The sequence below is a fragment of the Streptomyces sp. NPDC048481 genome, from assembly GCF_043200075.1.
Classification (GTDB): domain Bacteria; phylum Actinomycetota; class Actinomycetes; order Streptomycetales; family Streptomycetaceae; genus Streptomyces.
The window spans coordinates 1-11,308 of record NZ_JBICXC010000024.1; the positions used below are offsets into that span (position 1 = coordinate 1).

11 protein-coding genes are annotated in these 11,308 nt (G+C 73.5%); 5 read left to right on the plus strand and 6 right to left on the minus strand.

Translation table 11 applies throughout. The features are described from left to right. Positions 1 to 200: 200 nt before the first annotated feature. A complete protein-coding gene (locus ACGFSH_RS34190) occupies positions 201 to 1,223 on the minus strand; it encodes a LacI family DNA-binding transcriptional regulator (RefSeq protein ID WP_393355507.1) in 1,023 nt (340 codons plus the stop codon). A 312-nt stretch (positions 1,224 to 1,535) separates the two neighbouring features. Further along, on the minus strand, positions 1,536 to 2,663 hold the full coding sequence (locus ACGFSH_RS34195; protein WP_393355509.1) for a cellulose binding domain-containing protein: 1,128 nt from the start codon (positions 2,661 to 2,663) through the stop codon (positions 1,536 to 1,538). A 453-nt stretch (positions 2,664 to 3,116) separates the two neighbouring features. Between ACGFSH_RS34195 and ACGFSH_RS34200 the strand changes: the two genes are divergently transcribed. Beyond that, entirely contained in the window at positions 3,117 to 3,953 is an 837-nt protein-coding gene (locus tag ACGFSH_RS34200; RefSeq protein ID WP_393355511.1) for a PIG-L family deacetylase, read from the plus strand. A 168-nt stretch (positions 3,954 to 4,121) separates the two neighbouring features. Further along, positions 4,122 to 5,606, plus strand: a complete 1,485-nt coding sequence (locus tag ACGFSH_RS34205; RefSeq protein ID WP_393355513.1) for a protein kinase — start codon at positions 4,122 to 4,124, stop codon at positions 5,604 to 5,606. Between the two features lie 184 nt (positions 5,607 to 5,790). Here ACGFSH_RS34205 and ACGFSH_RS34210 read toward each other — a convergent pair whose 3' ends face one another. Both ACGFSH_RS34210 and ACGFSH_RS34215 read right to left on the minus strand, forming a co-directional pair. After that, positions 5,791 to 6,117 (minus strand): plasmid stabilization protein, encoded by a 327-nt coding sequence (locus ACGFSH_RS34210; protein WP_393355515.1) that lies wholly within the window; start codon positions 6,115 to 6,117, stop codon positions 5,791 to 5,793. 202 nt (positions 6,118 to 6,319) lie between these two features. Continuing rightward, positions 6,320 to 7,720, minus strand: coding sequence for a glycoside hydrolase family 43 protein (locus ACGFSH_RS34215; protein ID WP_393355517.1), 1,401 nt, complete (start codon positions 7,718 to 7,720; stop codon positions 6,320 to 6,322). A gap of 195 nt (positions 7,721 to 7,915) precedes the next feature. Between ACGFSH_RS34215 and ACGFSH_RS34220 the strand changes: the two genes are divergently transcribed. The 3 genes from ACGFSH_RS34220 (at position 7,916) to ACGFSH_RS34230 (ending at position 9,638) form a co-directional block, all read left to right on the plus strand. Beyond that, positions 7,916 to 8,470: a YciI family protein gene (locus ACGFSH_RS34220; RefSeq protein WP_393355519.1), complete on the plus strand. Its 555-nt coding sequence runs from the start codon at positions 7,916 to 7,918 to the stop codon at positions 8,468 to 8,470. 250 nt (positions 8,471 to 8,720) lie between these two features. Beyond that, positions 8,721 to 8,924, plus strand: a complete 204-nt coding sequence (locus ACGFSH_RS34225; protein ID WP_069768673.1) for a cold-shock protein — start codon at positions 8,721 to 8,723, stop codon at positions 8,922 to 8,924. A gap of 261 nt (positions 8,925 to 9,185) precedes the next feature. Beyond that, a complete protein-coding gene (locus tag ACGFSH_RS34230; protein WP_393355522.1) occupies positions 9,186 to 9,638 on the plus strand; it encodes a DUF5707 domain-containing protein in 453 nt (150 codons plus the stop codon). A gap of 105 nt (positions 9,639 to 9,743) precedes the next feature. Here the strand turns inward: ACGFSH_RS34230 and ACGFSH_RS34235 are convergent, their stop codons facing one another. Together ACGFSH_RS34235 and ACGFSH_RS34240 are read right to left on the minus strand one after the other, a co-directional pair. Next, positions 9,744 to 10,115 (minus strand): hypothetical protein, encoded by a 372-nt coding sequence (locus ACGFSH_RS34235; protein WP_393355524.1) that lies wholly within the window; start codon positions 10,113 to 10,115, stop codon positions 9,744 to 9,746. A 203-nt stretch (positions 10,116 to 10,318) separates the two neighbouring features. Beyond that, entirely contained in the window at positions 10,319 to 11,143 is an 825-nt protein-coding gene (locus ACGFSH_RS34240; protein WP_393355526.1) for a hypothetical protein, read from the minus strand. Positions 11,144 to 11,308 lie beyond the last annotated feature (165 nt).

Below are 11,308 nucleotides of genomic sequence, written 5' to 3' on the forward strand. Positions count from 1 at the left end.
GGGCCCCCCCCCCCCGCGGGGGGGGCCCCCCCCCGGGGGGGGGGGGGGGGGGGGGGGGGGGCCCGGGGGGGGGGGGGGGGGGGGGGGGGGGGGGGGGCCCCCCCCCCCCGGCGGGGGGGGGGGGGCCCCCCCCCCCCCCCCCCCCGAGGCCGGGACGGCGCTCCGCACCCGTTTCGGGAGCGCTCCCGTTGCGCACCGCGTCAGGCCGACTCCCGCACCGCCAGCTCCGTCCGGAGGATGACATGGCGGTAGGCCGCCGACTGCTCCTCCATGTCCTCCAACAGGAGCCGGATCATGGCCCGGCCCATCTCCTCCAGCGGCTGACGCACGGTGGTGAGCCGGGGCTCGGTGCGCTGAGCCAGCGCGAAGTCGTCGAAACCGATCACGGCGACGTCGTCCGGCACGCGCCGTCCCGCGGCCCGCAGCGCCTGCAACGCTCCGGCCGCCGTGGTGTCCGACGCGGCGAGGACGCCGTCGATCTCCGGGTGCCGTTCGAGCAGTTCGGCCATGGCGCGGCGCCCGCCGTCCTGGGTGAAGTCGCTCTCGGCGACCAGGGAGGGACTGCTCCGCAGGCCAGCCAGCGCCAGGGCGTCCTGGTACCCGCGCAGCCGGCACCGGGCCGCGTACACGTCGAGGGGCCCCGTGACGGTGGCGATCACCGCGCGGCCCCGCGACAGCAGGTGGGAGACGGCGCTGCGCGCGCCGCCCACGTTGTCCGCGTCCACGTAACTGACGTACTCGTCGCCCGAACGGCGTCCCAGCATCACCGTCGGCACCCGCGCCTCCGCGAGCATGTCCGGCAGCGGGTCCCCGGCGTGCACGGACATCAGCAGCACCCCGTCGACCCGGCCGCCGCGCGCGTACTCCAGGAAGTGCTGGCGCTCGTCCTCCGTCCGGACCAGGGTCAGCATCAGCTGCATCCCGGTGTCCGCCAGCGCGTCGCCCAGGGAACCGACGATCTCCGAGAAGAACGGCTCCGCGAAGAGCCTCCAGTCGGGTTCGGTCAGCACGAGGGCGACGGCGTCGGCGCGCCGCCCGGCCAGCGAACGGGCCGCGAGATTGGGAACGTAGCCGAGTTCCTCGATGGCCCGCTGCACGGAGCGGCGCGTCGAGTCCTTCACACCGGCCGCGTTGTTGATGACGCGGGAGACCGTGCCCCGCCCCACCCCGGCGTGAGCGGCCACCTCTTCCAGCGTCGGAGTGCCGGGGCGTCGCCTGCCCATGACCGCCTCCCCCCAAGAGATCACCGATCCTACGGGCCCGACGGAAGCGGGCACACGGCTTCCGCGCGGACCCGCGCGTTGTCGGCCAGGAGGGCGTCGGGTTCGCCTGGTTCATGAGTGATCGGGCCGCACGCGGATCGCCCGGTTCGCGCCTTGCCGCCGTCCCCGTCCGCGCACCGGCCCACTACCGCCCGCAGAGGTGGGCTTCAGGAGGCGAAGCCCGGGGAACAGGGCGGGACCCGCCCCGCCGGCGCGGGGCCGGCGGGACGGGTCCCGGGTGTGCGGACGACGCGACGGCTCGCGTCCGGTGCGTCAGGCGGTGGTGCAGGCCGTGCCGTTCAGGCTGAACGAGGCCGGCCTGGCGAAGCTGCCGCCGTACGAGCCCTGGAACCCGAACGACGCCTGCCCGCCCGGCGCGATGTACGCGTTGTGCGCCACGTTCGTCGCCGTCACCGAGCCGGACGACGGCGAGACGGCGGCGTTCCACGCGTTGGTGATCCGCTGACCGCCGGGCAGCGTGAACGCGAGGTTCCAGCCGTTGATCGGGGAGGAACCCGTATTGGCCACCGTGACGTCGGCGGTGAAGCCGCCCGGCCACACGCTCGTGCCGTAGGACACCTTGCACGTCGCCGGGCCGCCGGGGTCGCCGGGGGTGCCGCCGCCGAGGTTCACCGCGGAGGAGAACGAGGTCACCGCCAGCCCGGCGCCGTTCTGCCACGGCTCGAACCCGGCCTGAACGCTCGTCAGGTACCAGTCGTTCGAGGCGAGTCCGCGCGAGACGGCGTTGCGGGCGAAGTCCATGACGTCGAAGCTCCAGCTGTCGATCGTCGACGGCGCCACGAAGGACAGGACGTCGTTGGTGCCGTTGTTGCCGGACCACACCTGCCACTGGCGTCCGGCGACGGTGGCGGAGCCGACCGGCGAGCCCACCGGCTGCACCGACCCCACGCGGTTGAACCAGATCATGATCTCGGTGCGGTTCACGCCGTCGGTGCGGGGCGTCGGGTCCAGCCAGATGTCGTAGGCGGCGTCGTAGACCGCACCGCTCACATAGCTGTACGAGATGCTCGTGGGGGCCCCGGAGATGCTGCTGAGCCGGGCCGGGAGATTCGTGCCGGGCGAGCAGTTGGTGTAGTGGCAGCCGTTGAACACCGAGGGGTAGGACTTCGGGGCGCCGTTCGTGGGCACGGAGCCGTCGGCCTGGGCGATCCTGAAGCCCGAGTCCGTGACGGTGATGCACTGGGTGGCGCTCGTGCCCCAGCGGTTGTTCTGCACGACGTAACGGCCCTTGATCGTGGTGGAGCCGAACTCCTCGCAGATCGTCGTGTCGGCGTGGGACGCCGAGGCGCCGGTGAGCAGCGCGGCCAGCGCGACGAGCGAGGTGAGCAGCGCGCCTGCCAGGGCGCGCGCCCTGCGGGCCGGGAGGTGTGACGGTTGCATGCGGGTCCTCCGCGATGGGTGTGGGGGCCAGGGCGCACCCGTCAGTTTTGGGAGCGCTCCCATTCCGTTCTCCGCTGGGACTGTAGGAGAGGATCATGGACCTGACAAGACAACGGACGTCGGAGTGTCGCGGCGCGCGAAGGGGCCGGGAACTCCCCTTGACGGGACGCGGCTACGATGGGCGCGCCGCGGTTCACGAACTTCCCGCCCAGGTCGGGAACAGGGGCTCCGGACGGCGTTGTTGCAGCCGACGAGAGACCGGCGGCACGGACGGCGGGGCACACGGCGGGGCATACGGCGATCGACGGGACGTCCCGGCGTGATCCAGGGCCGGTCGGGTACGCCTCGTCGTCCGGTGTCGGCAGTGAGACGTCTGATATCGAGGGGCGATCGCTGCACCACGCCACGGACTCGACCCGGACCATCCCCTTTGTCCCGCAGGAGGACTGTTTCATGAACGACTCGCCCTTGACGCTGATGGCGGTGCACGCCCACCCCGACGACGAGGCCACCGGAACCGGAGGAGTGCTCGCGCGCTATGCGGCCGAGGGAATCCGCACGGTCCTCGTGACGTGTACCGACGGCGGGTGCGGCGACGGACCCGGGGGCGTCAAGCCGGGCGACCCCGGGCACGATCCGGCGGCCGTCGCCCGCATGCGTCGCGAGGAACTCGCCGCGAGCTGCGAGGTCCTGGGCATCGGCCACCTGGAGATGCTGGACTACGCCGACTCCGGGATGATGGGCTGGCCGACCAACGACGCCCCCGGATCCTTCTGGCGGACCCCGGTCGAGGAGGGCGCCGCCCGGCTGGCGGAGCTCCTGCTGCGCCACCGGCCCGACGTCGTCGTCACCTATGACGAGAACGGCTTCTACGGTCACCCCGACCACATCCAGGCCAACCGCATCACGATGGCGGCGCTGGAGATGACGGGACTCACCCCGAAGGTGTACTGGACCACGGCGCCGCGCTCGATGATGCAGCGGTTCGGCGAGCTGATGCGCGAGTTCGGGGGCGCCGAGGTGCAGGAGCCGGATCCCGCCGAGGCGGCCGCGCTGGCCGAGATCGGCCTCCCCGACGAGGAGATCACCACCTGGGTGGACACGTCCCGCTACGGCGCCCAGAAGTTCGACGCGCTGGCCGCGCACGCCAGCCAGGGCGAGAACATCTTCTTCCTCAAGATGGGCCAGGAGAAGTTCACCGAGCTGATGGGCGTCGAGACCTTCGTCCGCGTCCAGGACACCACCGGCGCTCCGGTCCCCGAGAACGACCTCTTCGCCGGACTGCGCTGACCCGCCCGCCACCTGCCCGCCTGCCGTCCGGCGGAGCCCGCGTTCCCGCGGCTCCGCCGGGCGACCCGGGTTCGGGGGTAGGCCGCGCTCCGGCGGGTACCCGCGTCCGGCGTGCCTCGGTGAACGGGAGCCCGCGGTACATGTGCTCCGAAGCATGAGGGAGATGGAATGAGGCTCCGCGAGTCGGCCCTGGCGTCGTTCTCCCGGTGTTCGGCCGAGGTGCTGTCCGGCCGTTACCGCCTGGACGCACCTATCGGCTCGGGCGGCGCGGCGGACGTCCACCGCGGCTACGACCTGCGGCTGCGGCGGGCCGTCGCGGTGAAGGTGTTCCGCCCCGGCGCGGCCGCCACGTCGGAGGAGGGATTCGAGAGTGAGGCCGTGATCCTGGCCCGGCTCCAGCATCCCGGGCTGGTCACCGCCTACGACGCCGGACGGCACGACGGCCGTCCCTACCTGGTCATGCAGCTGATCGAAGGCAGCACCCTCAGAGCGCGCATCGTGGAAGGCGTCCTGTCCTGCGCCCGGACCGCGGCCCTGGGCGCCGATCTCGCCCGCGCCCTGGCCCACGCTCACGAGGCGGGGATCGTGCACCGCGACGTCAAACCGTCCAACATCCTTCTCGGCGCCTCGGACCGCCCCTACCTGACCGACTTCGGGATCTCCCGGCTGGTCGACGCCACCACCCGCACCGCCACCGGCGCCCTCGTCGGCACCGCCGCCTACCTCGCCCCGGAACAGGTGCTGGGCCGGCCCGTGGGCCGGCCCGCCGACGTCTACGCCCTCGGACTGGTGCTCCTCGAATGCCTCACCGGCCGGCTCGAGTACGACGGCGGTCCACTCGAAGCGGCGATCGCGCGGCTCCACCGCCCGCCGGTGCTGCCCGACGGACTCCCCGTCGAACTCGCCGCCCTGATACGGGACATGACCGCCCTGGACGAGCCGACGCGTCCCTCCGCGCTCGACTGCGCCCGCACGCTGGCCGCCCTCGCCGACTCGCCCCTCTCCGAACCGGTCGGGGCCGCCGGGGCCGTCGTCCCGCCGCCGAGGACCGCGGCGGCGAACAGCGCCTCGGCCCGGGTGCGGAGCCGCGAACCGGCGCGACGAGACGAGGCGACGCACCCGGCCGCGGTCCCGGTCCCGCGGGCAGCCGCCGCGACGCCCGCCGCACGCGGCCGGGTGCTGGTGGCGGGCGGGGCCGTCGCCCTCGCCGGAGTCATGGCCGCCGCTCTGGCCGTCACCGACGGCTACTCGCAGCAGGAGGGCCAGGGGAACACGACGGGCGCGGTCAGCCGGCCCGCCGGGAAAGGCGGGGCCGACGGCGGCCCGACCGCAGGGAACGGCGCCTCCCCGGCGCCCGGAACCCCGTCCGCCCCGCCCGGCGACGCCTCCCACATGCCACTGCGTGCTGCCGCCTCTGCGCGCAGTGCGCCGCCCTCCTCCGGCCGCGCGGGTACGGACCCGGCCGACGTGAGGGGCACGGCCGTCGGCGCCGCGTCCGGCGGCCGTGCCCCTGCCGAGCGGCGCGCACCGGCGCACGCCAAACCGTCCGACAAGGTGGCGAAGGCCGAGAAGGCTGCCAAGGCCGAGAAGGCGGCGAAGCCCGAGGCGCAGCCGAAGTCGGCGGGGAAGAAGGCGCCGAAAGGGCACGACTGACCGGACGGGACCGAACGGGGCCGCACGGAACCGGGCCTGACCCGCTCGGGTCGCGACCGGCGCCGCGCCCGGTTGGGGAGGGGTGGTCGCCCCTCCCCGGGCGGGCGGCGTCCATCACGAGACGACCGGCGGGCCCCGGTCATTGCTCAGGACGTCCGCGGCGGCTCAGGACGTGCCGGGCCGGTCAGCGGCCGAGAGCGTGGGTCAGCTCCTGCTTGTTCATCGAGGAGCGGCCGCTGATGCCGCGCTTCTTCGCCTCCGCGTACAGCTGGTCCCGCGTCGGCCCCTGAGCGCCGCGGTGCGAGCGCAGGCCCCCGCGCTGCGGAGCGGACTTGGGGTCCCGGGTCGACGTCCGGCTCGCCGTCTTCGACTCGCCCGCCCGGGCCCGCTCCTTGTTCACGGTGCGCGCCGCGATCTCCTCGGCCCGGCCCTTCGGAGCGCCGCGCTTGCGGGCGCCCTCCTTGATGTGCTCGTACTGACGCTCCCGCTTCGCGCTGGAACCCTGTGGCATGACGGTCTCCTTTCGGGCCGGGTGCGGCCGTGCCCGGCCGCACCCGCTTCCCGGTCGATGTCCGCGTCCCCGCCGCCCGGTGCCTCGCACCCTGGGCCGGAACGCGCTGCTCCCATCTCAGGCAGGGGCCCCGGGAGTGTGCGAGCAGGCGGCCACCGAACGGATGAAGCAGCGGCTCCGGCACCGGGGTGCGCGCGGCCCGTCAGTACACGACGGAGAAGGTGGCGTCCGCCCGCTCGCCGGCGGTGGCGATCGGGTCGATGCGCAGGACGTAGTCCGAGTGCCGGATGTAGCGGGTGGGGTAGTTGTGGGAGCGGAACGACGCCCATGTGGAATCCGCCAGGCCCGCCTCCTTGTGGAAGGTGGCGTCCTGGGCGAACGTGCCGGTCCCGTCGTTGACGTCGAGCCTCAGCTGGTAGCTGTAGTGCCGCAGATAGCGGGTCGGCTGGGCCACCGACTGGAAGGACACCCCGGAGCTGTCGGCGAGGCCGGGCACGATCTTCCACTGGGAGTCGGTGAACGGGTCGAAGGGGTAGGGGTCGATCCGGCCCACGTAGTTCGCGTGCCGGACGTAACGGCCCGGGAAGTTGTACGACTTGATCCTGTTCCAGGCCGGGGCGCCCCACTTCGCGACCATGTTGTCGTACACGGTCGAGGTGATCGGCTGGATGCCGCAGTGCTTGGAGTTGAGCGGCTGCGTGTAGAGGCGCTGGTCGAGCGCGGTCCAGGTGCCGGCCGACAGGTCCGTGGACTGCCAGGCGTAGAACACGCCGTTGGGGGTGTAGGTGTCGCCCCAGAGGTAAAAGGTCCCGGACGTGAGGGACTTGACCAGGGTGGGCGCCTCGGTGCCGCCGTGCGAGACGGCGGTGCTGAACGGCGTGAAGCTCCCGGGGTTCAGCGAGCTGGACCGGGCGCCGACGAGCGTCCCGTTCTTCTTGAAGTAGAGGTAGTTGACGCCGTCGACGCCGACGGCCATGTCGCCGTCGATCACGTCGTAGCCGGGGTCGAAGAAGACCTGGGGCGCGGAGGCGGTGACGAAGTCGGTCGTGTAGTTGACCATGATGACGTTGTGGCCGCTGCTGTTGACGGCCGAGTAGATGAGCGCGTATTGGCCGCGGCCCGCGTCCCAGAAGGCCTCCGGCGCCCAGCTGTGGGTGTTCATGTCGTGCAGCTTCAGCCGGTGGTAGCCGGTGAAGGTGCGCAGGTCGGTGGAGTTCCAGACGTGGACGTACTGGCTGACGTAGTTCCAGTCGGTGCCCTTGAGGTCGGTGGCGAGCACGACGAACGTGCCGTCCTGCTTGCGCAGGACGAACGGGTCGCGCAGGCCGAGCGCGCCCTCGGTGGGGGTGACCACCGGGTTGTTCTGGTTCAGCGGCATCCACTGCAGACCGTCCCGGCTGACGGCCAGGTGCAGGCCGTAGTTGGCCTCGAGCATGGTCGTGGACTCGGTGAAGTACGCCATCACATAGGCCGAGTCGGCGGCGTGGGCGGCGCCCGCCCCGATGGTCAGGTCGGCGGCCATGGCGGCGAGGGGGATGCCGGCGGCCATGCCGAGGAACCGCCTGCGGGACGGCTGGGAGTCGGACCGGGGACCTGTGCTCATCTGCTCTCCAGGAGAGGCGTGCGGACGGGCCGAGACGCTCGCTCGTCCGGTATATCGGACAGGGTTCGAATGTTCGGTCAGAAGGTAGGGGTGGGGGAGGAGTGGGTCAATGGTTCTGTCGTTTGTCGTCGCACTTTGTGCGACGGCCGGGGAAACCCGTTCGCCCCGGGGCCGGGCCGGCGGTGATCCTTGGGCATGGACTTTCTCTGTTACCACCGTGACCGGCCCGGTTCCCTGGCGCTGCGCGAGCAGCTGGCCGAAGCGCACTGGTCCTACATGGACGGTTTCGCGAAGGAGTTGATCGCCCGGGGCCCGACCCTCGCGGACGACGGCGAGACCCCGACCGGCAGTGTGCACATCCTCGACCTGCCCGGCCCCGCGGCGGCCCGCGCCTTCGCCTTCGACGAGCCGAACCACCAGGCCGGCGCCTACCGGGACGTGCTGCTGCGACGGTGGCGCAACACCCTGGGGCGCACCATGTGGGACTTCCCCGGCGGCCGGACCGGCGGCAACCGCTATCTGGTGCTCGGCTTCGGCGCGGGGGAGGGCGCCGACCTCGTGGCGCCGCCCGGCCGGGACGGCGACCTGATCGCCCACGGGCCGCTGCTGTCGGACGACGGCGCCACCTGGCTCGGGACGGCGGTGCTGCTCCAGGCGCCGGACCCGGAGGCGGCGCGCGCCGTCCTCACCGAGGACCGGTACGCCGCCATCGATGTGCACAACTGGCGGTTCGGCGGACGGCCCTCCTGACGCGGGGCGCGCAGACGGGCGCCGGGCCGCCGGCCGGCCGGACCGGAACCGGCCGCTACCGGCGCGTCGCGGTACCGGCCGGCCCTCCTTCGTTATACCGTTGTGATCAGCAGTCGTGGTTCCGAAGTCCCGTTCGCCCGTGATTGCCTCACGGGCGTTCCTGCTGTTCGGCGTCTCTCCGGACCAGGGCGATCACCTCCCGGTCACGCAGGGTGCGTGTCCGGTCCTCCCCTCCCCGAAGGAGACGGTCATGGCCAAGGGCACTGTGAAGTGGTTCAACAGCGAGAAGGGCTTCGGCTTCATCGAGCAGGAGGGCGGCGGCCCCGACGTCTTCGCCCACTACTCCAACATCGCCAGCCAGGGGTTCCGCGAGCTCCAGGAAGGCCAGAAGGTCGAGTTCGACGTGACCCAGGGCCAGAAGGGCCCGCAGGCGGAGAACATCCGCCCCGCCTGACGCTCACCCCCACGGGCCCGGCCCTCCCCCCGCGGGAGGCCGGGCCCGCGTGTCTGCGGCCGCGGCCGCCTCTCCTTCGGGCCGAGGAGAGGCGGCGAGCGGGGGAACGGGGGAGCGGGTGGCCGGACGGCCCGGCGGGCGTACTCAGCCGGACTGAGTACGTTCCCCCATGCCGGGCGCACCTTCATGGCGCGAGGATCGGTGCACGGCGGACACCACGGACGCCGGCCGTATCCAGTTGAGACAGTTGCGGAGAAACTCGTGACCCGACGCATGGCCCTCACCGTCGCCGCCGGCGCTGCCGTCCTCGTGGGCGCCGGCGCGTACGCACTCGCCTACGCCGGCGAGCAGCCCCCGGCGCTGACCCACGCCACCGCCCGCTACACGGCCCCCGCGGCCGGCCACGACGGCTCGCTGACCTTCACCGCCTACGTGACGACGTCCTCCGGCGTCGACGACGTGAAGGTGCTGGCATGGCCGCAGAACTCGTCGCTCGCCGAGCACGAGCCGAGCGCGCAGGAGATGGCCGAGGCGGAGCCCGCCGTCTGCAAGCCCTACAAGAAGCACACCGCGATCTGCACGTACGGCGTCAGGACCACGGCTTCCGACGCCGCGTCGTCGCCGCGCGGCGTCTGGCACGTCGCCGTGCTGGCCACCGCACAGAACGGCACCCGCACGCTCGACACCCGGGCGGCCGACTTCCTCGTCAAGTGAGCGGACCGCGCAGGCCACTTCGCCCGGCCCGCGCGGCACGGACGCCGGTCGCCGCCCGCCGGGCGGCAGCCTCCCACCCGTCCGCGCCGCAGCGGGCCGGCCCGGTCAGCGGCCGGCGATCCAGCGGCGGACGGCGTCGTTGACGGTGTCGTCGAGGCCGCTCAACGTCTCCACCGCGTGCAGGTCTCCGGGCGCGGGCGCGACGCCCGCCCGGATGAGCGCCGCGTGCAACTCCAGGCGCCGCCGGTCGGCGGGGGCCACCGCCGACGGCAGCCGGCTGCCCGGGTCCGGGGCGGGCCACAGCGGCTCCTCCTCGGCGGCGCGTCCCTGCGGCGGCACCCGCCAGTCCTCGTCCCCCCATTGCTCTCCCGCTTCCGTCCCGTCCAGGGTCGTCCGGGCGTCGAAACCGCAGCGGTAGGGGTCGAGGATCAGCTCGGGCACCGTGACGGCGGTCGGTGAATACTGCCAGTCCCGCATACAACCTCCAGCGTTCGGCGTTCGCTTGCTGTCCAGGAGGCCGCTCGCCCTCCGGCAGTTGCAGGACCGGCGGCGAACCACCCGAACGCCCCCAAACCCATCTCGTCACACCGCCACCGCGAGGGGCCGGGCGGAGGCGCAACTCCCGTACCCGCGAAGCCCGCACGCCCGCTCCCCTTCAGCGTTCACGCCGCCCACGAGTCCTAGTCGCCCCCGCCGCCGTCACCTCCGCCGCCGTCACCTCCGCCGCCGTCGTCTCCGCCGGCGTGGCCTCCGCCCGCGTCCCCGCCGTCGGACCCCCAGCCGTCGCCGCCGCCGGACTCGTTGTCGTGGCCGCCCGTGCCCAGGTTGGAGAACCAGGGGCGGTCCCACCCCTCGTCGAAGGCGACGGGCTCGCCGCCGCTCACCGGACGCCGCTGCGACGGGAAGCGCGCCAGCCCCGTCGTGTCCCCGAGGCCGAAGGCGACGGCGAAGACCTGCGCCATGACGGCGTCCAGCGGGTCGCCGCTCTCGTACCGCACGGGGGTGAGCGGCAGCAGCACCGTGCCCGGCTCGAACGCGGGCCGGCGCGGCGGCCTGGCCAGCAGGGCGACACAGCGGTCGTCGCGCAGCAGCCGGGACGTCAGCGCGTCCTCGCGGCGCAGTGCCCAGTGCCGTCCCGGCAGCCGCACCTCCACGGAACTCCTCGACTTGCGCAGCTTCTTGCGCAGCGTGAGTTCCACGGCGACGTCGTCCACCGTCAGGCGCAGACCGCGGGAGGGGTCGCCGGCGTGGGGGGAGGGAAAGCCGTGCGGCGCCCGGATGCGTACGACGGGGGCGTGCGGCCCCCAGACGTCCACCCGCACCAGACGCCGGTCCACTGCGACGGCGATCGGCCCGGCCGGGCCCGGGGCGAACCGCCGGGCGATCCACAGCGGGACCTGTTCGGCCCGGGCCCGTTCCGCCAGCGCGGCCACCTGGGCGGGCCCGCCGCACCGGCGCACCGACAACTCGCCGAGCGTGCGGGCGAACCGGGCCGTCTGCCGCACTCGGACGAGCAGGGTGGTGGGGGGGGGGGGGGGGGCCGCCCCCCCCCCCCCCCCCCCCCCCCCCCCCCCCCCCCCCCCCGCCCGCCCCCCCCCCCCCCGCCCACCCGGGGCCGTTATTCGAGGACACCGCCCTCAAGCACAAGGTCTTCCAGGAGATCGAGCACG

Excerpts from the sequence above, each read along its gene's own strand:
- ACGFSH_RS34190 (WP_393355507.1), bottom strand. The coding sequence starts at position 1,223 with ATGGGCAGGCGACGCCCCGGCACTCCGACGCTGGAAGAGGTGGCCGCT.
- ACGFSH_RS34195 (WP_393355509.1), bottom strand. The coding sequence starts at position 2,663 with ATGCAACCGTCACACCTCCCGGCCCGCAGGGCGCGCGCCCTGGCAGGC.
- ACGFSH_RS34200 (WP_393355511.1), top strand. The coding sequence starts at position 3,117 with ATGAACGACTCGCCCTTGACGCTGATGGCGGTGCACGCCCACCCCGAC.
- ACGFSH_RS34205 (WP_393355513.1), top strand. The coding sequence starts at position 4,122 with ATGAGGCTCCGCGAGTCGGCCCTGGCGTCGTTCTCCCGGTGTTCGGCC.
- ACGFSH_RS34210 (WP_393355515.1), bottom strand. The coding sequence starts at position 6,117 with ATGCCACAGGGTTCCAGCGCGAAGCGGGAGCGTCAGTACGAGCACATC.
- ACGFSH_RS34215 (WP_393355517.1), bottom strand. The coding sequence starts at position 7,720 with ATGAGCACAGGTCCCCGGTCCGACTCCCAGCCGTCCCGCAGGCGGTTC.
- ACGFSH_RS34220 (WP_393355519.1), top strand. The coding sequence starts at position 7,916 with ATGGACTTTCTCTGTTACCACCGTGACCGGCCCGGTTCCCTGGCGCTG.
- ACGFSH_RS34225 (WP_069768673.1), top strand. The coding sequence starts at position 8,721 with ATGGCCAAGGGCACTGTGAAGTGGTTCAACAGCGAGAAGGGCTTCGGC.
- ACGFSH_RS34235 (WP_393355524.1), bottom strand. The coding sequence starts at position 10,115 with ATGCGGGACTGGCAGTATTCACCGACCGCCGTCACGGTGCCCGAGCTG.